The 26,651-nt window shown below is 69.7% G+C and carries 26 protein-coding genes; 10 read left to right on the top strand and 16 right to left on the bottom strand.

Translation table 11 applies throughout. The annotated features are described in order from the left end of the window. Positions 1-60: 60 nt before the first annotated feature. The 7 genes from C6V83_RS04500 to C6V83_RS04470 form a co-directional block, all read right to left on the bottom strand. On the bottom strand, positions 61-1,029 hold the full coding sequence (locus tag C6V83_RS04500; RefSeq protein WP_105941387.1) for an acyl-CoA thioesterase: 969 nt from the start codon (positions 1,027-1,029) through the stop codon (positions 61-63). A gap of 124 nt (positions 1,030-1,153) precedes the next feature. Then, the gene (locus C6V83_RS04495) at positions 1,154-2,161 is read right to left on the bottom strand and encodes a hypothetical protein (RefSeq protein ID WP_105941386.1); all 1,008 of its coding nucleotides are present in this window, start codon (positions 2,159-2,161) and stop codon (positions 1,154-1,156) included. A 53-nt stretch (positions 2,162-2,214) separates the two neighbouring features. Further along, complete coding sequence (cydC, locus tag C6V83_RS04490; protein WP_199832586.1) at positions 2,215-3,966, bottom strand: thiol reductant ABC exporter subunit CydC; 1,752 nt, start codon at positions 3,964-3,966, stop codon at positions 2,215-2,217. Then, the gene (gene cydD, locus C6V83_RS04485; RefSeq protein ID WP_234353856.1) at positions 3,956-5,656 is read right to left on the bottom strand and encodes a thiol reductant ABC exporter subunit CydD; all 1,701 of its coding nucleotides are present in this window, start codon (positions 5,654-5,656) and stop codon (positions 3,956-3,958) included. The genes cydC and cydD overlap by 11 nt, the downstream gene beginning before the upstream one ends. Next, positions 5,653-6,750, bottom strand: coding sequence for a cytochrome d ubiquinol oxidase subunit II (gene cydB, locus C6V83_RS04480; RefSeq protein WP_105941385.1), 1,098 nt, complete (start codon positions 6,748-6,750; stop codon positions 5,653-5,655). Before cydB ends, cydD begins: the two co-directional genes overlap by 4 nt. 13 nt (positions 6,751-6,763) lie before the next feature. Further along, positions 6,764-8,323, bottom strand: coding sequence for a cytochrome ubiquinol oxidase subunit I (locus C6V83_RS04475; protein ID WP_105941384.1), 1,560 nt, complete (start codon positions 8,321-8,323; stop codon positions 6,764-6,766). Positions 8,324-8,531: 208 nt separating this feature from the next. Further along, positions 8,532-9,386: an aminodeoxychorismate lyase gene (locus C6V83_RS04470; RefSeq protein WP_105941383.1), complete on the bottom strand. Its 855-nt coding sequence runs from the start codon at positions 9,384-9,386 to the stop codon at positions 8,532-8,534. Between the two features lie 40 nt (positions 9,387-9,426). Between C6V83_RS04470 and ygfZ the strand changes: the two genes are divergently transcribed. Beyond that, the gene (gene ygfZ, locus C6V83_RS04465; protein ID WP_105941382.1) at positions 9,427-10,602 is read left to right on the top strand and encodes a CAF17-like 4Fe-4S cluster assembly/insertion protein YgfZ; all 1,176 of its coding nucleotides are present in this window, start codon (positions 9,427-9,429) and stop codon (positions 10,600-10,602) included. Between the two features lie 177 nt (positions 10,603-10,779). Continuing rightward, positions 10,780-10,965 (top strand): DUF3073 domain-containing protein, encoded by a 186-nt coding sequence (locus C6V83_RS04460; RefSeq protein ID WP_105941381.1) that lies wholly within the window; start codon positions 10,780-10,782, stop codon positions 10,963-10,965. 141 nt (positions 10,966-11,106) lie between these two features. Here the strand turns inward: C6V83_RS04460 and purM are convergent, their stop codons facing one another. The 3 genes from purM to C6V83_RS04445 all read right to left on the bottom strand — a co-directional run bounded on the left by purM (position 11,107) and on the right by C6V83_RS04445 (position 14,407). After that, complete coding sequence (gene purM / locus C6V83_RS04455; protein WP_105941380.1) at positions 11,107-12,201, bottom strand: phosphoribosylformylglycinamidine cyclo-ligase; 1,095 nt, start codon at positions 12,199-12,201, stop codon at positions 11,107-11,109. Positions 12,202-12,305: 104 nt separating this feature from the next. Continuing rightward, positions 12,306-13,868, bottom strand: coding sequence for an amidophosphoribosyltransferase (gene purF, locus C6V83_RS04450; RefSeq protein ID WP_105941379.1), 1,563 nt, complete (start codon positions 13,866-13,868; stop codon positions 12,306-12,308). 140 nt (positions 13,869-14,008) lie between these two features. After that, positions 14,009-14,407 carry a sterol carrier family protein gene (locus C6V83_RS04445; protein WP_105941378.1) on the bottom strand — a complete coding sequence of 133 codons (399 nt, stop codon included), beginning with the start codon at positions 14,405-14,407 and terminating at the stop codon, positions 14,009-14,011. A 37-nt stretch (positions 14,408-14,444) separates the two neighbouring features. Here C6V83_RS04445 and C6V83_RS04440 point away from each other — a divergent pair, with 37 nt between their 5' ends. Genes C6V83_RS04440 through C6V83_RS04430 form a run of 3 tightly spaced genes read left to right on the top strand, consistent with a single transcriptional unit; the run spans position 14,445 to position 17,272 of the window. Continuing rightward, positions 14,445-15,302, top strand: coding sequence for a PHP domain-containing protein (locus C6V83_RS04440; protein WP_105941377.1), 858 nt, complete (start codon positions 14,445-14,447; stop codon positions 15,300-15,302). A gap of 32 nt (positions 15,303-15,334) precedes the next feature. Continuing rightward, a complete protein-coding gene (locus C6V83_RS04435; protein WP_105941376.1) occupies positions 15,335-16,846 on the top strand; it encodes a glutamate-cysteine ligase family protein in 1,512 nt (503 codons plus the stop codon). Positions 16,847-16,906: 60 nt separating this feature from the next. Next, the gene (locus C6V83_RS04430) at positions 16,907-17,272 is read left to right on the top strand and encodes a SpoIIAA family protein (protein WP_105941375.1); all 366 of its coding nucleotides are present in this window, start codon (positions 16,907-16,909) and stop codon (positions 17,270-17,272) included. A 9-nt stretch (positions 17,273-17,281) separates the two neighbouring features. On the opposite strand, the gene C6V83_RS04425 is transcribed toward C6V83_RS04430, so the two are convergent. Next, positions 17,282-18,373, bottom strand: coding sequence for an NAD(P)H-dependent amine dehydrogenase family protein (locus tag C6V83_RS04425; protein WP_105941374.1), 1,092 nt, complete (start codon positions 18,371-18,373; stop codon positions 17,282-17,284). A gap of 43 nt (positions 18,374-18,416) precedes the next feature. Between C6V83_RS04425 and C6V83_RS04420 the strand changes: the two genes are divergently transcribed. Beyond that, positions 18,417-19,250 (top strand): glycerophosphodiester phosphodiesterase, encoded by an 834-nt coding sequence (locus C6V83_RS04420; RefSeq protein ID WP_234353855.1) that lies wholly within the window; start codon positions 18,417-18,419, stop codon positions 19,248-19,250. A gap of 23 nt (positions 19,251-19,273) precedes the next feature. Here the strand turns inward: C6V83_RS04420 and C6V83_RS04415 are convergent, their stop codons facing one another. Together C6V83_RS04415 and C6V83_RS04410 are read right to left on the bottom strand one after the other, a co-directional pair. Beyond that, positions 19,274-20,143, bottom strand: a complete 870-nt coding sequence (locus C6V83_RS04415; RefSeq protein WP_105941373.1) for a hypothetical protein — start codon at positions 20,141-20,143, stop codon at positions 19,274-19,276. 173 nt (positions 20,144-20,316) lie between these two features. Beyond that, on the bottom strand, positions 20,317-20,529 hold the full coding sequence (locus C6V83_RS04410; protein ID WP_159067442.1) for a hypothetical protein: 213 nt from the start codon (positions 20,527-20,529) through the stop codon (positions 20,317-20,319). A gap of 226 nt (positions 20,530-20,755) precedes the next feature. Between C6V83_RS04410 and C6V83_RS04405 the strand changes: the two genes are divergently transcribed. The 3 genes from C6V83_RS04405 to C6V83_RS18265 are packed head-to-tail and all read left to right on the top strand — an operon-like array spanning position 20,756 to position 21,644. Continuing rightward, positions 20,756-21,226, top strand: coding sequence for a hypothetical protein (locus C6V83_RS04405; protein ID WP_159067441.1), 471 nt, complete (start codon positions 20,756-20,758; stop codon positions 21,224-21,226). Beyond that, positions 21,223-21,504, top strand: coding sequence for a DUF222 domain-containing protein (locus C6V83_RS04400; RefSeq protein ID WP_105941370.1), 282 nt, complete (start codon positions 21,223-21,225; stop codon positions 21,502-21,504). The genes C6V83_RS04405 and C6V83_RS04400 overlap by 4 nt, the downstream gene beginning before the upstream one ends. Continuing rightward, on the top strand, positions 21,504-21,644 hold the full coding sequence (locus tag C6V83_RS18265) for a hypothetical protein (RefSeq protein WP_159067440.1): 141 nt from the start codon (positions 21,504-21,506) through the stop codon (positions 21,642-21,644). Before C6V83_RS04400 ends, C6V83_RS18265 begins: the two co-directional genes overlap by 1 nt. 20 nt (positions 21,645-21,664) lie before the next feature. Here C6V83_RS18265 and C6V83_RS04395 read toward each other — a convergent pair. Continuing rightward, positions 21,665-22,878 (bottom strand): IS3 family transposase gene (locus tag C6V83_RS04395; RefSeq protein WP_234353794.1). Its coding sequence is split into 2 segments (ribosomal slippage): positions 21,665-22,614 and positions 22,614-22,878, totalling 1,215 coding nucleotides; the frame shifts between segments, so codons are not numbered across the junction. 32 nt (positions 22,879-22,910) lie between these two features. Between C6V83_RS04395 and C6V83_RS04390 the strand changes: the two genes are divergently transcribed. After that, positions 22,911-23,705 (top strand): DUF222 domain-containing protein, encoded by a 795-nt coding sequence (locus C6V83_RS04390; RefSeq protein ID WP_234353854.1) that lies wholly within the window; start codon positions 22,911-22,913, stop codon positions 23,703-23,705. Positions 23,706-23,796: 91 nt separating this feature from the next. Here the strand turns inward: C6V83_RS04390 and C6V83_RS04385 are convergent, their stop codons facing one another. Then, positions 23,797-24,252, bottom strand: coding sequence for a DUF2752 domain-containing protein (locus C6V83_RS04385; RefSeq protein ID WP_105941369.1), 456 nt, complete (start codon positions 24,250-24,252; stop codon positions 23,797-23,799). A gap of 22 nt (positions 24,253-24,274) precedes the next feature. Next, positions 24,275-26,560 carry a phosphoribosylformylglycinamidine synthase subunit PurL gene (purL, locus tag C6V83_RS04380; RefSeq protein WP_199832584.1) on the bottom strand — a complete coding sequence of 762 codons (2,286 nt, stop codon included), beginning with the start codon at positions 26,558-26,560 and terminating at the stop codon, positions 24,275-24,277. Positions 26,561-26,651 lie beyond the last annotated feature (91 nt).

Here is a 26,651-nt window from a genome sequence, read left to right as displayed (position 1 = left end):
CCCGACGATCGCGGCTCTCCATCGATGATTGAGCGAGCGCAGCGAGTCGAAATCAACCGCTCAGATGGCGACCATCCGATGCGCCTGATCGGGATTGCGCCGTCCGCGGATCGCGATCAGTTCGCGGGCGTGCCGATCCAGTGCCACGTCCCCGGGTAGTCGCGGTACCCAGGGCGCCACGTCGGTCGCGTCGCCGGCCTCATCGAGAGCGGCGAGCACCGTGAGACTGTGCGCGGCCAGCCGGGAGGTCTCCCGGCCCTCGCGCGGCCAGTAGGTCCGCACGTGTACGGCGACGTGCATGGTCTGCTTGCCGGTGTGGATCAGCCGGGCCGACACCTCGGCCACCTGACCGATGTGGATCGGCCGGTAGAAGCGCACGCCGCCCATGTACGCGGTAGCCACCTCGCCCGAGCTCCAGCGCGCCCCACACAGGTAGGCGGCGTCGTCGATCCACGCCATCACGCGGCCGCCGTGCGCCTTGCCTCCCCAGTTCACGTCGGTCGGGGCGGCGAGAAAGCGGGTGTCGACCTCCAGGGCCGCAGTCGGCTTGCTGTAGTCGGCGCGCTCCATCTCCGCGGCGATCTTGGCGCGCACCTGCGAGCGCACCTGGGCGTACTCGGAGCGAGCGACGTCGTCGGCCCGCATCGGCTGCCAAGGTCGCACCGTCGTCGGATTGCCGTCCTCGTCGACGGCGACGAACACGAGCAGGCACGAGCTCGCCGGATGGAAAGTCCCCACCCGCGGATCGGCCGAGCTGACCTCGCACTCGATGTGCATCGAGGTCTTGCCCGTGTGGATCAGCGTGGCCCGCACCTCGACGAGGTCGCCCGAGGAGATGTCCCGGCCGAAGCTGATGTTCCCCACGTAGGCGGTGACGCTGTACCCGCCGGACCAGGCCGCGGCGCACGCATACGCGGCCTTGTCGACCCACTCCAGGATCCTTCCGCCGCGGACCCCGCCGCCGAGCGAGGCGACGTCGGTCGGCGCGGCCATGAAGCGCAGGGTGATCTGACGATCGGTGATGGGCATGGGTACCTCCACGTTCGGGTCCACCCATCCTGGACCCCCGCGGAATCGCACGCGATACCGGCCCCGACCGGTGAAGTCCCGGTTACACAGCGGTAATCCACCCGGCCGTCGATCGGCGAGCGGGTCAGTCCGGCCCGTTGATCGTGTCGGCGTCGTAGCAGAACGACGAACCCTCGGGAATCGGCAGGGCCTCCAGTCCGTCCGCCGAGCAGATCGCGTCGACGAGGCGGGCCGAGCCGCCGACGACGGTCGAGTCGAAGTCGACCTCGGTGACCACCACCCACGCGCGGTCCGCCGGCCAGATCAGGCTCGGCGAGTACACGAAGAGCGACTCCGGATCGTTCCAGGGCATGGTCTGCATCGCGTCCGCCGCGGTGAACTCGGCGAGGCGACCGCGGAACAGGACGTGGTCGCGGTCCGGCAGTTGCAGGCGCGGCGCCTCCGAGATTTCCCGGGAGAGCCGCCCGTCCCGCCATACCGGCTGCGGCCGGCGCAGCGCGTCCTTCACCCTCGCGGCCAGCGACCCCCAGACCGATCTGGGACCCGGGACCAGACCCGCCGGCGGGGCGCAAGCATCCGAGTAGCGCACCGGACCCGTACTCTCGGCGACCATGATCAGCGGCTGAACCGGGTGCGGCCCGGTGCTGAACGACCCGACGATTCCGCCCCAGCCTTCCCAGACGGCGGCGTAGACGTCGTCGGGCGTGGCGGTGGCGTCGGCCAGGCAGCGGGCCACGACGCTCAGCTGTTCGTCCGCGAGACGGCCCTCCTCCGGATCGGAGTACTCGCGACCGTCGGCGGCGACGGCGTCGTCGCCCCACGGCTCCTCTCTGCCCACGAGCCGATGCCATTGGGCCAGCGGGTGGAACGTGGTTCCGAAGGCCTGCGCGGTCTGCGCCCAGGTGACCGGCCGGTCGACGATGCGCGCGATCCCAGCCTTGAACTCCTCCGGGGTGAGAGACGGCCGCAGCGACGACTCCCGGCCGTCGAGGTAGGTGCGCACGGACGCCGGGTGGAAGATCCGGGCATAGGCATCGAACCCGCGCGGCACCACCCCGTGGATGGTGGCGTAGCTGTCGTCGACTCGCTCGACCAGCCATTCGGCGGCCGCGAGATCCGGTGTCCATTCCATGGGTCCCAGCCTAGGGTCTGGAACAAACGCATTTTCCCGGCCGCACCGCGGCGTCAGCCCAGGTCGACCAGGCGTGCACCCCGTTCGGTGGCGGCGTCGGCGTGCTGGTGGGTCACCAGGACCACGGTGCGATCGGTGCCGAAGAGTCCGTCGGGCGCACTGATCCGTGCGATCATGTCCCGAGCGTCGTCGGCATCGAGGTGCTCGGCGGGCTCGTCCAGCAGCACGATCGGCGCCGGATGCAGCAAGGCGCGCGCCAGCAGCAGACGACGCCGCTGACCGCCGGAGAGCGCGGCCCCTCCGCCGGCGAGGTCGGTGTCGACACCGTCCGGCAACCCGTCCACCCACGGCCCCAGTCCGACGGCGTCGAGCGCCGCCCGGACCTGCTCGCCGGTCGCGTCACCGCGGGCCACGAGCAGGTTCTCCCGCACCGAGGTGGAGAACAGGTGCGCCTCCTCGGCGAAGTAGCAGGCCGCCTCCGCCGCCGGCACAGCGTTGCCGTCGTCGTGGGTCGCCGACACCGTGCCGGCGAGCGGCTCCAGGAGTCCGGCGAGCGTCAGCAGCAGGGTGGACTTGCCGCAGCCGCTCGGACCGACGACCACCACCCGCTCCCCCGGCGCCACGACGAGATCCAGCCCGGACGCCGGACCCAGCGGTCGATCCCACCCCCACTGCAGGCGCCGCGCGGACAGCGTGGCGGGAGCCGGATCGATCACCGGGTCCCCTTCGACAAGCTCAGGGAGCGAACCGGACCCAGGGAGCGAACCGGACTCAGGGAGCGCAGCGGCCGCAGGGGACGACGCATCGGGTGCGGCGCCGTCGACCAGCACCATCACCCGCTCGGCCGCCTGCCGTCCGCGCAGCCAGGCGATCCCGGCCGCGGTGAGCGGGGCGGTGGACTCGAACGACGAGAGCGGCAGCAGCACCAGCACGCCGAACAGCATGGGGGTGAAGCGCGTATCGGTCGACGACACGTCGGCGAGCGACCCGGGCAGTCCGCTCGCGAGGTCGACGGCGATCAGCGCCGCGGCCACGACGCTCACCGCGAGCGCCAGCGGTGTGGCAGCGGAGGCGCTCACCTGCCAGCCCAGGCCGCGATCGGTCGCCCGGGCGTACCTGCGGTCCGCGGCCGAGAGCCGCTCGAGCGTGCTCTGCCGTCGTCCGGCGACGGCGAGCTCTGGTCCGTGCCAGAGCAGCGCGGTGGTCTCCTGGGCCACGTCTTCGCGAGCGCGGGCGCCCTCGTCGAGCACCAGCGCCGAACCGCGGGCGGCCAGCCACGGGGCCACCCCGCCGCTGACGATCAGCGCGATCGCCAGGATCACCGCGGCGGTCGGCGACACGAAAGCCATGACGACCACCGCCGCGACGGAGGTGACCGCCCCGACCGCCATCGGGATCAGGCCGCGGATCAGCGCGTCGCCGATCTCGTCGACGTCGTCGGCGGTGCGGGCCAGCAACCGGCTCTGGCTCATCCCGACCGAGTACGCCGGCGGCCCGGAGGCGAGGACCCGGTAGATCTTCGCGCGCGCCACGGCCATCGCGTTCAGCGCGGTGTCGTGCGTCGCGAGCCGTTCGACGTAGCGGAACAGCGCCCGCGAGATGCCGAACGCCCGGGTGGCGGTGACGGCCACCGACAGGTACAGCACCGGCGGCATCTGCCAGGCACGAGTGATCAGCCACGCCGACACGGCGGCCAGGCCCAGGGCACAGAGCGCACCCGCTGCGCCGAACAGCACCGACCAGAACACCGGCCGCTTGCCCAACCCGACGAAGGCCAGCGCTCGGAGCATCGGATCACGCGTCATGGCGCACCCCCAGATCGACGACGACGTCGCCGCCGCCGACCGCGCTCGCGTGATGCGCGACCATCAGCACGGTCGCGCCCGCACGCGCCCGGGCCGCGATCGCCGCCAGCACCGCGGCCTCACTGTCGGCATCGAGGTGCGCGGTGGGTTCGTCGAGCAGGATCAGATCGGCGGGGGCGGCGAGCACCCGGGCCAGCGCCATCCGCTGCCGTTGACCGGCGGAGAGCCCGACGCCGCCGGCGCCGAGGAGGGTGTCCACGCCGTCCGGGAGTCCGGCGAGCACCTCGTCGAAGCCGGTCGCCGCGCAGGCGGCCGCCAGGCCGTCGGAGTCGGGGGCGCCGAACAGCTCGAGATTCTCCCGGACCGTTCCGGGTACCACCACCGGGTGCTGCGGCAGCCAGGCGATCTGCGCGCGGTACGCATCGGGATCGACGGCGTCGAGCGGCACGCCGCCGATCAGCACCCGCCCCTCGTCCGGCCGCAGCAACCCCAGCACGACGGCGACGACAGACGACTTGCCGCTGCCGTTGGGGCCGGTCAGCACGGTGATCCGGCCCGGCGCCAGCTCTGCGGCAAGCCCGCGGGGCGCCCATCCGTCGCGGCCGTGCACACCCACGTCGTCGAGCACGACGGGCGCTCCGGCCACCGACACCGGCGCGAAGCCCGGCACTGCGGTCTCGTCGTCGGGCCGGTCGATGAAGCTCAGGACCTCGCGCGCGGCCGTCATGCCGTCCTCGGAGTTGTGGAACTGTGCACCTACCTGACGCAGCGGCAGGTAGGCCTCGGGCGCCAGGATCAGCGCCAGGATGCCCGCGTACAGGCCCATCTCGCCGTACACCAGGCGCAGGCCGATGCCGACGGCGACGACCGCGACGCTCAGGGTGGCGATCAGCTCCAGCGCGGTGCCCGACAGGAAGGCCACCCGCAGTGCGGACATGCTGCGCTTGCGGAGATTCTGGCCCAGCTTGGCCACCTGATCGGCGGGCCCCTGCGCCCGGCCCAGTGCGCGGAGAGTCGGGAGTCCGGTCAGCAGGTCCATCAGCCGGCTGGTCGAGGCCGCCATCGCCGCGAGCTTGCGCTCGGTGCGGTCGCGGGTCACCAGACCGATGAGGATCATGAACACCGGGATCAGCGGCAGAGTGATCAGCACGACGACGCCGGACGGCCAGTCCGCCCACGCGATCACCCCGACCACCACCGGGGTCACGAGCACGGTCGAGAGCAGGGCCGGGAGGTACCCGGCGAAATAGTCGACCAGGCTGTCCAGTCCGCGCAGCACCACGGTGAGCGCTCGTTCCCGGGCGGCGAGCAGTTCGCGCGGCGACGTGCGCGCCGGATCGGTGAGGGTGTCCAGCGCACGGAATCGCAGTTCGGCGATGGTGTCGAGGGCGGCGCGGTGCGCGTAGCGGCCGGAGAGATAGCTGAGGAGAACCCGGGCGGTCAGTGCGGCACCGAGGACCCACAGGTGCGTCGCCTGAGCGCCGAGACTGCGCCGGGCCGGGTCGGTGATGATCTCCGAGAGCAGCCCGGCCAGACTGACGGCGGCGACGATCATCGCCACCACGGTGGCCGCGGTGAACACCGACGTGACGACGATGTACCACCGCGCCGTCGCCGAGTACCGCAGCAGTCGCGGATCCAGCGGCGGCCGCCTGGCCTCCACTCGCACCGCGGTCGGAGAGTCGGTCACCGCTTCGGCGTCGGCTTCGGCTCCGTCACGTCCCGGGGGCTCGGCGACAGCCCGGCCGCGACGTCGGGGACGTCGTCGATCGACAGGCGCTTGCGGAACACCCAGTAGCTCCATGCCTGGTATCCGATCACCACCGGCGTCATGACGGCTGCGGCCCAGGTCATGATGACGAGTGTGTAGTGGCTCGACGACGAGTTCGAGACAGTCAGGCTCCAGTCCGGGTTCAGCGAGGACGGCATCACGTTCGGGAACAGGCTGCCGAAGAGCAGTGCGACGGTGCCGGCGATCGCGATCGCGTTGGCGACGAAGGCCCAGCCCTCACTGCGGGCCTGAGTCATGGCGACCATGGCGATCGCGGCGACGACGGTGATCGCGAAGACGATCCAGGTCCAGCCCTTGCCGTAGGCCAGCTGGGTCCACAGCAGGAAGCCGCCGGCGACGAGCAGTGTCGGGACGGCCAGCCGGGCGGCGAGCCGGGAGGCATCGTCGCGCATGGTGCCCTTGGTCTTGAGCGCGACGAAGATCGCGCCGTGGGTCAGGAACACCAGGGTGGTGGTGGCGCCACCGAGCAGTGCGTACGGGTTCAGCAGGTTGAAGAAGCCGCCCGTGTACACGTGGTTGGGGCCGTCGAGCTCGATCGGGACCCCGCGCACGATGTTGGCGAAGGCCACGCCCCACAGGATCGCCGGGACCCACGAGCCGATGCCGATGCCGACGTCGCACCACCTGCGCCACTGGGGGTCGTTGATCTTGGCACGCCACTCGATCGCGCAGATGCGGATGATCAGCGCCACCAGGATCAGGAACAGCGGCAGATAGAAGCCCGAGAACAAGGTGGCGTACCAGCCGCCGAAGGCCGCGAACATCGCGCCGCCCGCGGTCAGCAGCCAGACTTCGTTGCCGTCCCACAACGGGCCGATGGTGTTGATCACCAGCCGGCGGCGCTTGTCGCCGGACAGCGGATCGGACTCGTCCTCGTGGCTGCGCCCGAGGAACGGCATCAGCATGCCGACCCCGAAGTCGAAGCCCTCCAGGACGAAGTAGCCGATGAACAGGACTGCGATCAGGCAGAACCAGAAGGTCTCCAGAGACATGGCGAGTGCTCCTCTAGTACTGGAAGGAGAGCTTTTCGCTCTCCTCCGAGTCGTCGTCGGCGGGCGCGTCCGGATCGGCCGGGGCCTCCGGACCTTCCAGGACGTAGCGGCGTTCGAGCATGAACCACACGACGCCGAGTGCGCCGTACAGCAGCGTGAAACCGATCAGGGTGGTCCAGACGGCGGCGGACGAGTTCGACAGCGACACGCCGTCCTGTACCAGCATGTGGACCTTGAAGGGATCCGCTTCTTCGGGGTCGGCCCAGTTCGGCACGACCACCCACGGCTGGCGACCCATCTCGGTGAAGATCCACCCCGATGAGTTCGCCAGGAACGGCGTGGGCATCATCCACAGGGCGAGAGTGCCGAACTTCCTCGGCACCTCGATCCGGCGTTTGCGCAGGTACCAGAGGCCGCCGATGGCGACGATCACCGAACCGAGGCCCCAGAAGATCATCGCGCGGAAGGTCCAGTAGGTGATGAACAGGTTCGGCGCGAAGTTCTGCCCCGCCATGTTCACCCCGGCATCGGCGAAGGCCTTCTCGTATTCGGCCTGCAGCTGGTTGACGCCCTTCACCTCGCTGTGGAAGTCGCCGTCGGCGAGGAACGAGAGCATGTTCGGGATGGTGATGATGTGCTCGATGTCGTCGCAGCTGTTCTGCCGGCTCGTGGCGAACACCGAGAAGCCGGCGCCCTTCTCCGATTCGCACAACGACTCCGCGGCGGCCATCTTGATCGGCTGCTGCTCGAACATCAGCTTGGCCTGCATGTCGCCGGTCACGATCAAGCCGATGCCCGCGACGATCGTGGCCCACAGCGCGAATTTGGCGACCGGGCGCCACAGCGTGTCGTTCTCGCCGCGCAGCGTCTCGGCATCGGCGCCGAGCTGGCTCGGCGCGGTCGTGACGGGCGCCGCGTCGGCTTCGAGCTGCTTGGCGCGGTACGCGTTGCGCGCCATCCACCAGATGCAGACCGCGGCGACCACCGTCCCCGCGGTGAGCCAGGCGCCCAGGATCACGTGCGGGAATGCGACCAGCGTCGTGTTGTTGGTGAGCACGGCCCAGAAGTTGTTCATCTGCGGCCGCTCGAGCTGCTCGTTCCATTCGACACCGACCGGATGCTGCATGAACGAGTTGGCCGCGATGATGAAGTACGCCGACGCGGTGACGCCGATCGCGACTAGCCAGATGCAGGCCAGGTGCACCCCCTTGGGGAGCTTCTTCCAGCCGAAGAACCACAGGCCCAGGAAGGTCGATTCGAGGAAGAAGGCGACCAGCGCCTCGAAGGCCAGGGGCGCTCCGAACACGTCGGCCACGAACCGGCTGTACTGGCTCCAGTTCATGCCGAACTGGAACTCCTGCACGATGCCGGTGGCGACGCCGAGGGCGAAGTTGATCAGGAAGAGCTTGCCGAAGAACTTGGTGGCGCGCAGCCAGGCCTCGTTCCCGGTCCGCCACCACACCGTCTGCATGATGGCGATCATCGGCGCCAGGCCGATGGTCAGCGGGACCAGGATGAAGTGATAGACGGTCGTGATGCCGAATTGCCACCGTGAGAGATCGACGATGTCCACGAGGGGGTTCCCTTCTCCCGCGGCCGGGGGCTGCCGGCCGCTGTACTACTCAACGTAGTTGTTCGATGCCAACCTAGGGCGCAGTCGTGGCGAAGACCACCTGAGAAGGACCTTGGACCCAGCAAAAAACGCCTGGTTGTGGGCGGTTTCACAGCAACCCGGCGATGTTCCCTGAACGACTCGGATCGGCCCGGGAGGCAGCCTCGCTTCAGGCCAGTGCGGCCTCGAGAAGCGCGGGCACGTCGATGCACGACGATGCTCCGAGCACCGTTCCGTCGAGGGTGTGCACGCGCGCGGCGAGGGTCACCGAGGAGAGCAGCCACAGCCCGTCGGCCGCTTGCAGGTCGTCGAGCGTCAGCCGCCTCTCCCGGGTGGGGATTCCGGCCGCCCGGGCCTGCGCGAACACCGCAGCGACCGTGGTCCCGGGAAGGATCGGCAGCGTCGGTGACGGCGTCAGCAACGTCGCGCCGCGCGCGATCACCACCGAGCCGCGCGGACCCTCCAGCACGGTTCCGTCACCGGCCAGGAAGATCGCGTCGTCGGCGCCGCGCGCCGCGGCCTGCCGCAGCGCCGCGGTGTTCCCGGCGTAGGCGAGCGACTTGATCCCGGCCAGGAGCCAGGGCGCTCGAGCCGCGGACGGCAGGTCGTATCCGCGGTCCAGGGTGACCACGGAGACCCCCTCCCGCCGCGCCCGGGCCACCCGCCCGGGCACCGGTCCCACGGTCAGATAGCAGGTCCGCGGGCCGCCGGGTGCGCTCTCCCGGCCGCGGGAATAGGCGATCCGCAGCATCGCCTCCCCGGCCTCTCCCGACGCGACCCAGGCCCGCGCCGCGATCTCCACCGCCCGCTGCAGCGCCGCCCGGTCCGGGGCGGGCAGAGCCAGGTCAGCGGCGCCCCGCACCAGCCGGTCGAGGTGCGCGTCCACCAGCCGGGCGCGCCCGTTCCGCACCAGCAGGGTCTCGAAGACGCCGTCCCCGCGCAGGGCGGCCAGATCGTCGGCGAACAGCAGCGGCCGGTCCGGATCCAGCACGCGCCCGTCGCCGGAGACCACGATCAACGCCATGCCAGCAAGGTTCGCACATCGGGTCCGTAGACTTGACGACATGGCCACCGAAGGCACCGCCCGCTCGCCGATCCTGCTCCATCACCCGTCCGCGGTGCCGACCCCCGAGGGCGATCCGAGTCCCGGCGTCGCCTGGCACTACGGCGATCCCCTCGGCGAGCAGCGCGCCGCCGCCCGCGGTGCGGTGATCGTCGACCGCGGCGACCGGTCGGTGCTGGAACTGGCCGGCGCCGACCGGCTGACCTGGCTCCACTCCATCGTCACGCAGGACGTCGCAGGCCTCGGTGACCGGAAGTCGGCCGAAAGCCTGTCGCTGGACGGCAACGGCCGCGTCGAGGACCACTTCGTGCTCACCGACGTCGACCTGGTGACCTGGCTCGACACCGAACACGCCCGGGGCCCGGCTCTGCAGGAGTACCTGAGCCGCATGGTCTTCCGCGCCGACGTGACGGTGACCCCGCGCCCGGACATGCGCGTGCTCACCCTCATCGGCCCGGCCGCGCGCTCCGGCCCGCTCGCGGAGATGCTCGAGATCGGCGACGAGGCCGGAGTCTACGACGCCGGCGACCTGCCGGAGATGCACCACGAGGACGAGCCCCTCGGGTTCTGGCGCATCATGCCGCCCACGGGTGAGGACCGCGCCCTGCCGGTGGTCGATCTGGTGGTGCCCGACACCCAAGTGGAGCAGTGGTGGCGCGAGATCACCGCGGCCGACGCCGGAGCCGTGCCGGCCGGCGTCTGGGCGCAGGAGGCGCTGCGGGTGGCTGCGATGCGGCCGCGTCTGGGGCGTGACACCGACGAGCGCACCATCGCGCACGAGGCCGACTGGATCGGCGGACCCGCGGAGTGGGGGGCCGTCCACCTCGACAAGGGCTGCTACCGCGGACAGGAGACGGTGGCGCGGGTCCACAACCTGGGGCGCCCGCCGCGGCGGCTGGTGCTGCTGCACCTGGACGGCAGCGGCGAACGCCCGGCCACCGGCGACCCGGTGGCGGCCGGCGGGCGCACCGTGGGCCGGGTGGGCACCGTCGTCGACCACTTCGAGCTCGGGCCGATCGCGCTGGCGCTGGTGAAGCGGTCGCTGCCGGCGGACGCCGAACTGACGGCCGGATCCGGCGAGGGCACGGCCGCGCGGATCGACCCGGACTACTACACCTCCGACGACGCCGTCCCCGCCGGCCGTGCGGCCCAATCACGCCTCCGCGGTCGTGGTTGACCCCGATCACCCGTCGAGCCGCAAGAACCCGCAGGTCAGGACCGTCGCCGCGCGGACCGCACCCGGCGGCCGCATATTCCGCGGGAGCGGGGTAGACTGCTCAGCAGGAATATAACTAACGAATAGAACGGGGCCGCCACAAAGTGGCCGCCCCGTCATTGTGCGAGGGGGTCCCCCATGGGCCGTGGCCGGGCAAAAGCAAAGCAGACGAAGGTCGCTCGTCAGCTGAAGTACTCGACGCCGAACACAGACCTCGACAGCCTGCAACGCGAGCTGTCGAGCAGTGGAGGCCAATCCCGCAACCCGGTCGACGACTGGGCCGACGAGGACCGCTATTCCGAAGAGGAGTGGCGGCGCGCCTGACGCGCCTGCTTTCAGCCAGAACCGCGAGAACCCGGCTCCACAGTGTGGCAGCCGGGTTCTCCGGTGTCGTCGTTTCGGGTGTCGTGCGCCTCTGACGGACGCCGGACTCCTGGACGGACTGGCCGCCGATCGGCCGGCGCCCTAGAAGCGGGCGTACTCGCCGAGCAGTTCGGCGTGGCCGGGGGCGCCCGCCTCGTTGCGGGTGATCGATCCGAGCACCCAGTTGTCCACGTGCCGCGCGGTCAGGATGGCCTGGGCGCGATCGGTGTCTTCCGGCGCGACGACGGCGACCATGCCGACGCCCATGTTGAAGGTGCGCTCCATCTCGGCCCGCTCCACACGACCGCGCTGAGCGATCAGCGAGAAGATCGGTGCGGGCGTCCACGAGCCGCGCTCCAGCGTCGCCGCCAGCCCGGCGGGCAGCACCCGGGCGAGGTTGTCGGCCAGGCCGCCGCCGGTGACGTGGGCGAAGGTGCGCACTTCGGATTCGGCGGCCAGCGCCAGGCAGTCCTTGGCGTAGATACGGGTCGGCTCGAGGAGTTCCTCGCCGAGAGTGCGGTCGAACTCCTCGACGTGACCTTCCAGATCCATCCGGCCCCACTCCAGCAGCACCTTGCGGGCCAGCGAATAGCCGTTGGAGTGCAAGCCGGACGACCCCATCGCGATGACGACGTCGCCGGGGCGCACGCGGTCCGGGCCGAGGATCGAGTCGGCCTCCACCACACCGACACCGGTCGCCGAGATGTCGTAGTGGCCGTCTTCCATCAGACCGGGGTGCTCGGCGGTCTCGCCGCCCAGCAGCGCGCAGCCGGCGTCGTGACATCCGTCGGCGATACCGCGCACGATGTCGGCGACCATCTCCGGAACCACCTTGCCGATCGCGATGTAGTCCTGCAGGAACAGCGGCTCGGCACCGCAGACCACGAGGTCGTCGACCACCATCGCGACCAGGTCCCGGCCCACGGTGTGGTGGATTCCCAGTGCCTGGGCCACGGCCAGCTTGGTGCCCACGCCGTCGCTCGACGCGGCGAGCACAGGCTCGCGGTAGTCGCCCTTGAGTGCGAAAAGCCCGGCGAAACCGCCCAGGCCGCCCATCACCTCGGGCCGCGTGGCCCGCTTGGCATGCGGCGCGAAGAGCTCGACAGCGCGTTCACCCGCATCGATGTCGACGCCGGCGGCGGCGTACGACGCGGCGGCTCCGTGGTCGACGGGATTGGCGACGGGGCCGTCGTTCATGGTCGAGCTCTCCTTGATTTGACCGATGAGAATGGCGCGAGCGCCCAGATCAGGTTACCGGAGCGTGCCCGGCGCGCGGACACCGCAGCCGTCGGCCGGTGAGCTCACGGTCGCATGACCGCGCTGACGTTGTCGTTGGCGGTCGTGAGCGGATCGATGATCTCGGCGGCGCTCGAGTTCTTCATCATGGTCTCCAGCACCGCTTTGCCCATCGAGGTCTCGCGCGGCAGCTCGATCGGATATTTGCCGTCGAAGCAGGCCGCGCACAGCGCATCCGCGGGCTGCTCGGTGGCCGCGACCATCTCCTCGACGCTCACGTAGCCGAGCGAGTCGGCGCCGATGGCCTGACGCACACCGTCGACCATGGACTCCTCGGACTCCATGCCGTTGGCGATGAGCTCGGCCGGCGAGGCGAAGTCGATGCCGTAGAAGCACGGCCAGCGAACGGGCGACGACGCGATCCGGACGTGCACCTCGGCCGCGCCGGCCTCGCGCAACATGCGGATCAGCGCACGCTGGGTGTTGCCGCGGACGATCGAATCGTCGACCACCACCAGGCGCTTGCCGCGGATCACTTCCTTGAGCGGATTGAGCTTGAGCCGGATGCCGAGCTGGCGGATGGTCTGGCTCGGCTGGATGAAGGTGCGGCCGACGTAGGCGTTCTTCATCAGGCCCTGGCCGTAGGGGATTCCCGACTCCTGCGCGAAGCCCACCGCAGCGGGGGTGCCCGATTCGGGCACCGGGATCACCAGGTCGCCGTCGGCCGGGAATTCGCGGGCCAGCCGCCGGCCGATGTCCACCCGGGCCGAATGCACCGAGCGGCCGTTGATCACGCTGTCCGGCCGCGCCAGGTAGACGTACTCGAAGATGCAGCCCTTAGGAGTGGCCTCGGCGAACCGGCTGCTGCGGACGCCGTCGGCGTCGATCGCGAGTAGTTCTCCGGGCTCGATCTCCCGCACGAACGACGCGCCCACGATGTCGAGGGCGGCGGTCTCGGAGGCGACCACCCAGCCGCGGTCCAGGCGCCCCAGCGCCAGCGGACGGATGCCGTGCGGATCGCGCGCGGCGTACAGGGTGTTCTCGTCCTGGAAGGTGAGGCAGAAGGCGCCGCGCAGGGTGGGCAGCAGTTCCAGCGCCGCCTGTTCCAGGGTCTTGTCGGCGGCCTCGTGTGCCAGCAGCGCCCCGATCACGTCCGAGTCGGAGGTCGCCCCCTCGTTGGAGCCGTAGATGCCCAGCTCACGCGCGCGCTGCGCCAACTCGGCGGTGTTCACCAGGTTGCCGTTGTGGCCCAGTGCCACGCCGTTGCCGGCGGCGGTGTGCCGGAAAATGGGCTGCGAGTTCTCCCACGTGGTGGAACCGGTGGTGGAGTACCGGCAGTGACCGACGGCGACGTGGCCGATCATCGAGGCCAGGGTCTGCTCGTCGAACACCTGGCTGACCAGCCCGAGGTCCTTGAAGACCAGGACCTGGGCGCCGTCGCCGACGGCGATTCCGGCCGCCTCCTGCCCGCGATGCTGCAGGGCGTACAGGCCGTAGTAGGCGAGCTTGGCGACGTCCTCACCCGGCGCCCAGACACCGAAGACGCCGCACTCCTCGCGCGGCTCGTTTTCGGGTTCGGGTTCTTCGAGATTCAGCAGGTCGGGCGAGTGGACGGACGGCTCGGTCACCTAGACTCTCCGGTTCTTCTCTCGACGCACCGTGGTGGGCTGTGGCGGGCGTACGTATCCGCGAGTTTACGTGCCGGAGACCCGCGTGAACAGCCGTCACCGGCAGACCACGCGTGGTGGTCGACACATCGGCCCCACCGTCAGGACGGTGCCGGGAGGCGGACCAGCGGGAGACACGCCGCGATGTCGACGGCCCGGTGCCCGGACGCACTGACCCGATGGGCGGCGATCTCGTCGTCCAGTTCGGTCAGCCCGGCGGCGAGCCGCAACCAGTTCCGGGGCGTGGTCTCGACGACGTTGGGCGGGGTTCCCCGCGTGTGCCGGACGCCCGTCAGGCACTGCACCGCCACGAACGGCGGCACCCGCACCTCCACCGCGTTGCCCGGTGCATCCTGGGCCAGAGCCCGCGCCGACAGTCGCACGGCGGCCGCGAGTTCGGCGCGCGGGGGTGTCGGGAGCGCGTCGTCGTGCAGCCACTCGGCGACCGCCAGCATCGCGGCGCGCAGCTGCGCGGGGTCCACCTGCTTCTTCGGCGGCATGCCCTCACGCTAGTACGCACGCACTACGCTCGACGACGTGACCCGCACCGCCGATCTGCACATCCACACCAGCTGGTCCGACGGGACCGACTCCGTCGCCGAACTGTTCGCCGCGGCGCAGGCGGCCGGACTGACGACGCTGGGCATCACCGATCACGACACCGCGAACCACTGGACCGAGGCCCGCACCCTGCTGCCTGCAGGCATGCGGGTGCTGCCCGGTACCGAGTTCTCCACCAAGCATCCGGGCGACGACGGCGAACTGGTGTCGGTGCATCTGCTCGGCTACCTGTTCGACGGCGACGACCCCGCCGTGGTCGCCGAGTGGGAGCGGATGCGGAGCGAACGGGCGAACCGCGGCACCCGGATCGTGGAGAACCTGATGGACGCCGGCTACCCGATCACCCTGGAGCGGGTCCGCGAGATCGCCGGGAACAGCGCGATCAGCCGGCCGCACATCGGCCGGGCGCTGCTGGAGGCCGGCGTGGTCGCCTCGGTCGGCGAGGCCTTCGCCGAACTGCTGAGCGAGAACGGACCGTACTACGCGCCGTTGCGGTCGCTGCCGCTGACCGAGGGCGTCCGGCTGGTGGCCGCGGCCGGCGGGGTGCCGGTGCTCGCCCATCCCCGCGCGCGGGCGGCTGCATCGGTCCTCACCCCGGAAGTGATCGCCGGCCTGGTGCCACTCGGCTTGCGCGGCCTGGAGGTGGACCACCCCGACCACGGCGAGTCCGCACGCGCCGAACTCGCCGGGATCGCCGACGACCTGGGCCTGCTGCAGACCGGCTCCAGCGACTACCACGGCGCCAACAAAACTCTGCGGATCGGCCAGGAGCGCACCCGCGACGACGTCGTGGAGCAGATCATCGCCCTGGGGGCCGTCGCTCCTTTCGCCTGATTCGGCGCCGCGTTTTGCGGCACCATGTCCTCATGGGCGAAGACGTGGACCGTCAGCACTTCACCGGCGCCGATCGGGTGCGATTCCGATCTCAGGTGTCACGGGGAACTCAGGCGATCGCGCGGATGCTCGCCGACGGTCTGTTCACCGATCACGGCCGGCCGCCCGAACCGCTGCTGGGCATGGAAGTGGAACTCAATCTGATCGACGCCGCCGCCAATCCGTCGATGGGCAACGCCGAGGTCCTCGCCGCGATCGCCGACCCCGACTATCAAACCGAACTCGCGCAGTTCAATCTCGAGATCAACGTCTCCCCGCGCCCGTTCGTCGGCGGCGACACGGTGAGCCTGGAGCAGGGCCTGCGGTCGTCGCTGAACCGGGCGCAGGCCGCGGCCGAGAGCACCGGGAACCATCTGGTGATGGTCGGCATGCTGCCGACGCTGCAGTCCGAACACTTCGCCCACCACTGGATCTCGGCGAACCCGCGGTACGACCTCCTCAACGAGCAGATCTTCGCCGCCCGCGGCGAAGACATCGAACTCGACATCACCGGGATTCCGCTGTCCCCGGGCGGCGACATCGAGCGGCTGCACACCACTACCGACTCGATCCTGCCCGAGGCCGCGTGCACCTCGCTGCAACTGCATCTGCGCACCGCCCCGGAGGACTTCGCCGCCCACTGGAACGCCGCCCAGGCCATCGCCGGCGTTCAGGTGGCGATCGCCGGCAACTCCCCGTTCCTCGGCGGTAAGGCGCTCTGGCACGAGACCCGGATCCCGGTGTTCGAGCAGGCCACCGACACGCGGCCGCTGGAACTGAAGAACCAGGGCGTACGACCGCGCGTCTGGTTCGGCGAGCGCTGGATCAACACCATCTTCGACCTGTTCGAGGAGAACATCCGCTACTTCCCCGCCCTGCTGCCGGTCTCCACCGACGTCGATCCGCTGACCGTCCTCGAAGAGGGCGGCATCCCGCACCTCGACGAGCTCCGGCTGCACAACGGCACCGTCTACCGCTGGAACCGCCCGGTGTACGACGTGGTCGACGGCCAGGCGCATCTGCGCGTGGAGAACCGGGTGCTCCCCGCCGGCCCCACCGTCGTCGACATCATGGCCAACGCCGCGTTCTACTACGGTGTGGTGCGCGGCCTGGTGGAACAGGAGCTTCCGGTGTGGTCGAAGATGTCGTTCGACGCCGCGCGCGAGAACCTGACCGCCGGGGCCCATTGGGGCATGGAGGGACAGCTCTACTGGCCGGACGTCGGCTGGATCCGGCCCGACGAACTCACTCTGAGGATCCTGCTTCCGCTCGCCGAGCGCGGTCTGACCGCGTACGGCGTGTCCGACAAGGCCAAGAGCCGGTACCTGGGCATCATCCACGGGCGGTGCGTCACCAAGCAGACCGGCTCGGTGTGGCAGCGCCGGTCGGTCGCCGCCCGCGAGGCCGCCGGGCAGGACCGCAGACGCGCCCTGCACGGCATGCTGACCGATTACGTCGCACTGATGCACGAGGGTGAGCCCGTCCACAACTGGCCGGTGCGTTGAGGGGCGCCGGTTGCGCCGAAAGCCGTTGCCGGGCAAGCGCGGCCGCTAGCCTCAGAGTCCATGATCACTCTCCTCCCCGGCTACGAGAACAACTCCGTCGGTGCTCGCTACTCGGGCACGGTCACCGCCGCCGACTACCACGACGTCCTCGTTCCGGCGGTCAGCGCAGCCGCGGCGGGAGGAGATCCGGTGAATGTCGTCGCGGTGCTCGGACAGGATTTCGATCATCTCTCGTTCGGCGCGCTGGTGCGCGACGAGCAGATCGGCGCACAATTCCGGCACGCGTGGGGCCGGATCGCCGTCGTCTCCGACCATCATGTCCTCAACATGATCGTCGACTCCTTCGGCAGGCATTCGAAGTACGACGCAAAGGCCTTCCCGCTCGCGGAGGAGGACGCCGCCCGCGGGTGGGCGACGGGTGACTGACGCGACGACTCACGCCCGGGCGTCTGCCCCGGCGACCAGTCCCCGACCGGTGACCAACGGCAGATCCAGCGCCGTCACGATGCCCGGCGCCGCGGCGATCACCGCGGGTACGGAGTTCACCAGCCGCATCGCGGTGACGATCATTCCCGAGACGTTGTGGTCGCCGTCGCGGCCGTGGTGCGAGAGTTCCACCGACATCTCCGGCTCGCCGCGCACGACGACCCGATAACAGCCGGCCCCGTGGTCGGGCGTCGGCCAGTGCGGGCACTGGTCGGGATGCGTTCGCGTGTAATGCTCCAGCACCACCCGGTCGACGCCGTCCACCTGGCCGGCCACCTCGAAGTGCAGGGCGGCGAGGGTCCCCTCCGGAATGTCCACGCTCACCGTCGAATAGTCGCGGTCGGCGGCGACGCGCTCGACGCGCTCGACGAGGGGCTCGTCGAGGGTCAGTCCCAGGCCCGCGGCCAGCTGCCGCACCACGCTCCCCCAGCCGAGCGATGCGACACCCGGATGGGCGAACAGCGACTCCCCGTCCATCGGCTGCCCGAAGCCGAAGATCTTCGACATCACCACCGGCTGGTAGTAGGTGGAGTAGTCGGCGATCTCTAGGCAGCGCACCTCGTCGATCGACCGCGACAGGCTGGTGACGGTCAGCGGCAGCACATCGTTGGCGAAGCCCGGATCGATGCCGTTGACGTGCAGACTGGCCCCGCCCTCGCGGGCGGCCTCGGCGATCGGCGTGATCAGCTCGTCTGGGACGACGCCATAAGGGAACTGCAGGATCACCGGCCCCGACGACACCACGTCGATACCGGCCCGCAGAAAGCGCTTGAGATCCTCGATCGCCTCCATCAGCCGGTCGTCGGTCATCGCCGTGTGCACGATCGCGTCGGGCTTCAGGTCGAGCAGTGCGTCGGCGTCGTCGGTGGCGATCACCCCGAGGTCCCGGTCGAGTCCGGCGAGTCGCCCGGCGTCGCGCCCGACCTTCGCCGGATCGGAGACCCAGACGCCGATCAGCTCCAGATCCGGGTGGGCATCGATTCCGGCGATCGCATCTCGGCCGACGGTGCCGGTGGACCATTCCACAACGCGGAGAACCATGGCTCGACCCTATGCGCCGGGCCGGGTGGGTAGCGTCGGATTCGTGGCTCTCCCCTCCCCGCCGATCTCGCTGGGTACGACCCGGCTGAAATGGCATCGCGCCCGACGCACCAACGGCGACGTCCCGTTCACCGCTTCCCGCATCGCCGAGGGGATGCGGGCCGGGGCCAGCGTCGAGGTGGATCTGCGGATCCACGCCGACCGGGGCTTCGCCGTCCTGCACGACGACGACCTGCCCCACGCCACCACCGGCACGGGCCAGGTGGGGCGGACCGCGGCGGCCGCCCTCCGGTCGCTGCAACTGCGCGACGCGCACGGAACGCCTTGCGGGCAACACGTCCTGCTGCTGGAGGATCTCCCCGGGTTGTTCGACGGCGAGCCGCTGCCGCCGTCCGCGTTGCTGCAACTGGACTTCAAGCAGAACGCCGCCGCACTCGACGAGCGCGCCGTCTCAGCCTTCGCCGCGGCCGTACGCGGCATCGAGAAGCACCTGATCCTCTCCTGCGGCGACGCCGCCGCGGTGCGGATCCTGACCGAGTCCGCACCGGGCATCGCGGTGGGCTACGACCCGTGCCATCACGGTGCGGTCGATCACGTGCTGGCCTCCGGCGACTTCGCCGGGTTCGTCGAGCGGGCCTGCAGCGCGTCACCGCGCGCGACGACGATCTATCTGGAGATCCGCTTGGTGCTGGCCGCCGCCGACCGTGGATACGATCTGGTCGGCGCATTCCACCGGCGAGGGCGGATCGTCGACGCCTACACGCTGGCGGGCGCGGCGAACGCGGACGCGGTCCCGATGGTGCAACGCCTGCGGGACCTGCGCGTCGACCAGCTCACCGTCGACGACGCCGAAGGCTTGGTCGCGCTGCTGCGCTGATCCGGAGTGTGCGGAACTGCGCGTCAGGAGTTGACGGCGATCGCGATGATCACGAGGACCACCACGACAGCCACCACGAACCCGATCAGCATGCTGAGCCAGGCCCACAAGGCCAGGGACCGCGACGAGTCGGCGGCCTGCTGCGCAGCCTCGGTCTGACCGGAGAGCCACAGACTGCCCACCGAGTTCGACTTGACGAGCGCGACGATGCTGAGGATGAGCGGCGCCAGACCGATGAGGGTGAAGTAGCAGCTGACCGTCAGCAATCCGCTGATCACCAGGCAGATGATCGACGAGACCTGGCCGGTCTCGGGTTGCGGACCGGAGGGCTGCTGACCGTAGCCGGGGTACATCGGGTACGGCGTCAGCGGCGCTCCGGGCGCCGCGGCGTACGGAGTCGCCTGCGGATAGGCCGGTTCCTGCGCCGGATACTGACCTGCTGCCGGATACACGTCCTGCTGCGGCGGCTCCGGCGCGACGGGGTCGGGCGCCGCGAACGGGTCGGCGGCCGGCCGCTCCGGTTGGGGAGAGGTCGACGGAGCGCCGTAGACCGGCGGCAGGTACGACGGCGACTCATACGAGGGTGTCTCGTACGAGGGCGACTGGTAGGCGGGCGACTCGTACGAGGGCGGCTGATACGTCGGCGGCTCGTAGGCCGGGGGCACGTACGACGACGCGACCTGGGTGGCGTCGTAGGCTCCGGATTCCCCGGCGGAAGTGTGCGCCGTCCACTCGTCGGACGGGGTCGTCTCGGAGCCGGTCACCGCGTCGTCTCCGGCTGATGCCTGCTGCTCGTGCTCCGCTCCCGAAGACACCACAGCGGTCGGCTCGTCGGTCGGGAAGACCGACGTCGGCTCGTCTGCGTTCTGACCGGGTTCTTTCGGATCACTCATGTCACACTCACACTCTCAGGCTTCCCCAACAGCGCGATCACTCCCTCGCGCGCACTCAGGTAGTCGGACGGCTTAACGCTACCGCGAACCTCGGCGAGGAGCTGCGGCCACCCGTCGGCGCGTTCCTGCTCGCTGTTTGAGCAAGCACGCGTCGATGATCGAGCAAGCACCCGTCAATGATCGAGCAAGCACCCATCGATGATTGAGCGAGCGAAGCGAGCCGAAATCACCCGTCGGAACTCGCGCAGCTCTTCCTCGACGATTGAGCGAGTGAAGTCCTTCGACGGCAGAACGGGGTCCGTCTCGGCGGCGAGGGCGTCGATCTGCCTAGTGAGGTCGGTGTCTTGCTCATGGAGGAACTGCACCCGCAACACCAGGGCCTTCAACGCCGTCCTGCCAGCCTCCTGATTAGGTCATGACCCCGTCCCGGCCGGGCAACTCAATTGATGGACAACCCAGCAGGGCGTCAGTCAGACCCAGAGTCACGACCAGAACGGGACCGCTTCGAGTATCAATGTCAGACCCCCGTCGTAGAGTGATGTCAGACACACAAGGAGAGCCGAAACGCCCGGTTCTACCAGCGGGAACAGTGCTTCGGGGGAGGTGAACATCGTGACCGTCAACGGCATCTCGTACAACGACGACGCCGCCCGGAGCGCGCCGAGCACCGCACGTCTCGACACTCCTGGTTTCGACCCCGACACGCTGATCGCCGGCCTGTCGCCCGCAGAATTGCTGGCGGTGCAGACCGCCGCAGAGAAGCGGTTGAGCGCCGCGGCGACCGCACTGTTGGCCGCCGAATCCGACGACGGTCTGTTGGGTCTGCTCGACGCCCGTGAACAGGCCCACCGCCGGGCGGAGGTGTTCGACGCTGCGCTGTATGTCGAAATCTCGACAAGCTCGATCCACCGAATCTCCGACCGCGGCGTGTACCGGCGTGCCGGGCACATCTCGACCCACCAGCTGTATGCCCACGGTGCCCGTCTCGGTGTGGGTGAGGCCCGCCGCCGCCGGGTCACCGCCGAAGGGATCGGCGCGATGGGCGCCCTGACCGGCGAACGCCTCGAACCCCACCTCGCCTGACGGCGACCGCGACGGCGGTCGCGGACGGAGACGCCGGCGGCGCGCACGTCGCCGCCGTGGCCGAGATCATGGACAAGCTCCCCTCGGCGGTCACTCACGATCAGCGCGTCAAAGCCGAAGCGATGCTCGCCGACGCCGCCCGCCGCCTGGACCCGGCCGCGGTCACCGTGGTCGGCAACCGGATCCTGGCCTGGCTCGACCCCGACGGGACCCTGGCCGACGACCACGACCGGGCCCGGCGGCGTACGTTCAACCTGCAGCCGCAGACCGGCAACTGATGAGCAAAGTCCGGGCGCTGCTCACCCCGGTGCTGCGCGCGAAGTTGGAGGTGGTCTTGCATCAGTGGGCCGCCACCGGGATGAACAACCCCGACGACCCCGACTCCCCCCGCGGCGCCGCCGACCAACCCTGGGGTTGACCCCGTTTCGTGGACATCGGTTAAGCGGCCTGGCTGGTCGCTTCGCGAATCGTGATGTCTTCGAAGACTGCGGGAGCGATATTGCCCAGCGCGCTGTGTCGTCTTCGTTGATTATAGAATTGGTCGATCCACCGGGACACGGCGGTCACTGCGCTGGTGCGGGTGGCGAACTCGCGCCGGTCGTAGAATTCCGATTTCAGAGTCGACCAGAAGCTCTCTTGCTGGGCGTTGTCCCAGCACACCCCGGTACGCCCGACCGACTGGCGGACACCGAGTTCGCCGGCGACCGCAGCGAGTTGTGCGGAGGTGTACTGGCAGCCGCGGTCGGCATGGAAGATCACTCCGGCAGTCGCGCCGGTAGCCCGATCGCGGAAGGTGTGGGCGTTGCGTAACGCGGTCTCGACCAGGTCGGTGTGCAGCGAATCAGAGAATGCGTATCCGATGACTCGCCGTGAGCAGCCGTCGCGGACCGCACACAGGTACAGCCATCCCTGTCCGGTGCGCAGATACGTGATGTCCGAGGTCCACACCACGTTCAGTGCGCCCTGGTCGAAGTCACGGTTCACCAGGTCGGGGATCGAGTGCGGACTCTGGTCGGCGATGGTGGTCGCCGGCTTCCACGAGCGTGGACTGATTCCTTTAATTCCGTTGTTGCGCATGAGTTTTGCCACCGTCTTACGGGAGACGACCTCGCCATCGTCTCGTAGATCATCCACGATCCGCGGCGCCCCGTACACCCCTCCGGAGGCTTGGTGGGCGGCGGCGATCTTGGCCGTCAACTCGGCCTGTCGTTGCCGGCGTGGACTCGGGTCGCTGTCTCGGCGGGCACGCCAGGCGTAGTAGCCCGAGCGTGAGACGCCCAGGAGCCGAACGCACCGGCTGACGCTGTACTCGGCCTTCTCCGCCTCGATCAGTGCGAACGCCTCGACGGGTTCGACTGCTCGGCCGCGAAGAAGGCCGCTGCTTTTTTCAAGAACTCCCGATCCAGCCGCAACTCGGCGACCTCGCGGCGCAGCCGCTCAAGCTCGGCACGTTCATCAGCGTCGATCGCTGGTGGCGGGTCAGCCATCTCCGCGCGTTCCTTGGCCACCCACTTGCCCAGGAGCTGCTCGCCCACACCGATCTCGCGGGCCACCTCAGCAATCGTGCGCCCGGTATCGATCACCAGACGCGCAGCATCGGTCTTGTACTTCGGGCTGTAGGTCTTACGTTGTCGAGAACCCATGAGGTCCATCCTCTCGCGCCGGCACGAAACCGGCGATCAGGATGTCCACTCAACGGGGTCAACCTCAACCCGGCCTCGACCCCGCCGTCCTGGCAGCTGCGGCCGAGCGGGACACCCGCACGCTCGGACAGCGTCAGCACGACGCCCTCCAAGCATTGTGCGACTGGGCCCTCGCGCTGGCCGGGCAACCCGCACCCACCCGGACCCCCTCACAAGTAGTCGTGACCGTCACCGACGAGGATCTGGCGCGGCAGGCCGGGATCGGCTGGACCGCCACCGGCACCCGCATCCCGGTGTCTGATCTGATGCAGTTCGCCGCCGACACCATCCCGTATCTGGCGGTGTTCTCTCAGGCCACCGGACAAGTGCTGTATTTGGGGCGGGCCAGCCGGTTCGCCACCGCGGCGCAACGGCTGGCGCTGTTCGCCTCCGACCGGGGATGCACCGCACCGGGGGCATTGGGAGTCGACGGTCCTCACCTTCGGTCCCGACGCCGGACGCGTCGGCTGGCGGCCCGTCGGACGCGACCTCCGGTGGCAGAGCAACATCATGTTCCACCCCGAACGCCTCGCACCCGACCCCAGCCACCCGACCACAACAGCCGGACCAGACGACCCCGGGCTACCCGAAGACACCGGGCCCCCGGCGACCCCGGAACACCCGAGGATCTCGGGCCGCCCGAGGAGCAAGACCTGGACCTGGACCGGGACGACGATCGATCGACTCCGACGATCATCGTCCACTACCGGCCGTCCCCGATCCGGGTGATCGCCCCGGTCGACCCGCCCTCGGGAGCCGAACAGATCCTCGCCCGACTCCTCACCCGAGCATCCTGACCGCACCACCGCGGCCAGGCCGTCCGTGCTGTGCCGGGCAGATCCGGCGTCAATCGAGCGCTCGGCCACAGCGCGGATCACCCTGCCGTGGTCACACCCTCAGACTGTCGAACGGGGCGACGGGGATATTCCGGATCACGAACCAGACGCTCACCAGCACGAGCACTGCCATCGGCGCCCACCGCAGGTTCTGCCAGCCGCGAACCTTGCGGCCTCGCCACAGTCCAAGGGCGTAGGTGACGAAGGCGGCAGCGAGCAGGCCGACCGCGACGATCACCAAAGCGTTGTACTGAAGGGCGGCCGGCACGTCTCCGTGCATCAGGCTGTACAGCGCGCGAGAGGCGCCGCAGCCCGGGCAGTTGATGTGCAGCAGCGCGTTGGTGGGACACGGCGGAATGATCCCGCCGGGAGTCGTCGGGTCGGCGAACCAGACGAACGCTCCGACGCCGGCGGCACCGGCGAGAATCACCGCAGGTCCAGCGACCCGATGCCGCGCCACAGCCTGCACTGTGGCGACGGCGCGGTCCGCGACCCCGGCGGCGTTCATGTCACTTCATCCCGACGCCCGCTCAGCCGAAGAGCTGCGGCAGCGTCCCTTCATGGACTTCGCGGAGTTCGTCGAGGGTCACCGAGAACTGTCCCTGGACCTCCACCCCGTCGAGCCCGGCGTCGGCGACGCCGATCCGCGTCCACGGCACTTCGCGGGCGTCGAGCATCGCGCACAGACGCGACTCTTCGGTACGCGGTACCGCCACCAGCATCCGTCCGGCGGACTCGGAGAACAGCGTCACGAACGGATCGGCGCCCTCGGGCAGGACCAGGCGGCAACCGGTCTCCCCGGCCAGCGCGGCTTCGGCGACCGCCTGGATCAGGCCGCCCTCGGAGAGGTCATGGGCGGCAGAGACCAGCCCGTCGCGCGATGCGGCGACCATGATCTCGGCCAGCTGCCGTTCCCGCTCCAAATCGACCTTCGGCGGCGTTCCGCCCAGGTGGTCGTGCTCCACCTGCGCCCAGATCGAGCCGTCGAACTCGTCGAGGGTCTCCCCGATCAGGATCAGGTTCTCCCCCGGCTCAGTGCCGAATCCGGTGGGGATGCGCCGGTCGACGTCGTCGATCACGCCAAGCACACCGACCACCGGAGTCGGCAGAATCGCCGTCGCTCCGGTCTGGTTGTAGAAGCTGACGTTGCCGCCGGTCACCGGAATGCCGAGCTGGGCGCAGCCGTCGGCCAGGCCACGGACGGCCTGCTGGAACTGCCACATCACCGCGGGGTCCTCGGGCGAGCCGAAGTTGAGGCAGTTGGTCACCGCTCGCGGCGATGCGCCGGAGGCGGCCACGTTGCGGTAGGCCTCTGCCAGGGCGAGCTGAGCGCCCCGGTACGGGTCCAGGAAGGTGTAGCGGCCAGAGGCGTCGGTGGCGATGGCGATTCCGCGGCCGGTCTCCTCGTCGATCCGGATCATGCCGGAGTCGGCGTGCTCGGCGAGCACGGTGTTGCCGCGGACGTAGCGGTCGTACTGCTCGGTGATGAACTTGCGGCTGCACAGCGCCGGGCTGGCGAGGAGCTTCAGGAAGGTCTCCCGGAGCTCGTCACCGCTCTGCGGCCGGGCGAGCCCGGCGGTGGTCGACGCGATCACCTCGTCCTGACTGTCCGGGCGGGCGACGGGACGCTGGTAGACGGGGCCGTCGTGGGCGACGGTGCGCGGCGGCACGTCGACGACGGTCTCGCCGTGCCAGGTGATCTGCAGGTGATCACCGTCGGTCACTTCACCGATCACGGTCGCGAGCACATCCCACTTACGGCACACCGCCATGAAGGCGTCGACGTTCTCCGGCGCGACGACGGCGCACATGCGCTCCTGCGACTCGGACGAGAGCACCTCGGCCGGAGTCATGCCCTCGGCGCGCATCGGCACCTTCTCCAGGTCGATGTGCATGCCGCCGTCGCCGGCCGCGGCCAGTTCAGAGGTGGCGCACGAGAGACCGGCGCCGCCGAGGTCCTGGATGCCGACCACCAGGTGCTCGCGGTACAGATCCAGACAGCACTCGATGAGCACCTTCTCGGTGAACGGATCACCCACCTGCACACTGGGCAGCTTCTTGCGACTCGGACCCTGATTACCGTCGTCGTCGAAGGTCTCCGAGGCCAGCACGGAGACGCCGCCGATGCCGTCGAGCCCGGTGCGGGCGCCGAACAGGATGATCTTGTTGCCCGCGCCCGACGCGAACGCCAGATGCAGGTCCTCCTTGCGGAGCAGTCCGGCGCAGAGGGCGTTGACCAGCGGGTTGCCTTGGTAGCTGGCGTCGAACACCGTCTCGCCGCCGATGTTCGGCAGGCCGAGCGAGTTGCCGTAGCCGCCGACTCCGCGCACCACGCCGTCCACCACGCGCCGCGTGTCCGGGTGATCGGCCGCACCGAAACGCAGCTGGTCCATCACGGCGATCGGCCGGGCGCCCATGGCCATGATGTCGCGGACGATGCCGCCGACGCCGGTCGCCGCCCCCTGGTACGGCTCAACGTAGCTGGGGTGGTTGTGCGATTCGACCTTGAAGGTCACCGCCCAGCCGTCGCCCACGTCGACGACGCCGGCGTTCTCGCCGATGCCGGCCAGCATCCCGGCCTTCATTTCGTCGGTGGTGGTCTCCCCGAAGTAGCGCAGGTGCACCTTCGACGACTTGTAGCTGCAGTGCTCGGACCACATCACCGAGTACATCGCCAGCTCGGCATCGGTCGGACGACGGCCGAGGATCTCGCGGATCCGCGCGTACTCGTCGTCCTTCAGCCCGAGCTCGGTGAAGGGCTGCGGATGATCGGGGGTCTCGGCGGCGTGGGAAACGGTATCTACCTGGGCGCTCACACCCGACAGTCTATGCCAGCGCATCCGGCTTCCGGCTGTCGGGCGAATCGGGCGCACAGCACGCCTTCGCGCACTACAGTCACTGGGCAAC

This window comes from Gordonia iterans, assembly GCF_002993285.1.
Taxonomy (GTDB): Bacteria; Actinomycetota; Actinomycetes; order Mycobacteriales; family Mycobacteriaceae; genus Gordonia; species Gordonia iterans.
This window is presented reverse-complemented; position numbering and strand designations above follow the sequence as displayed.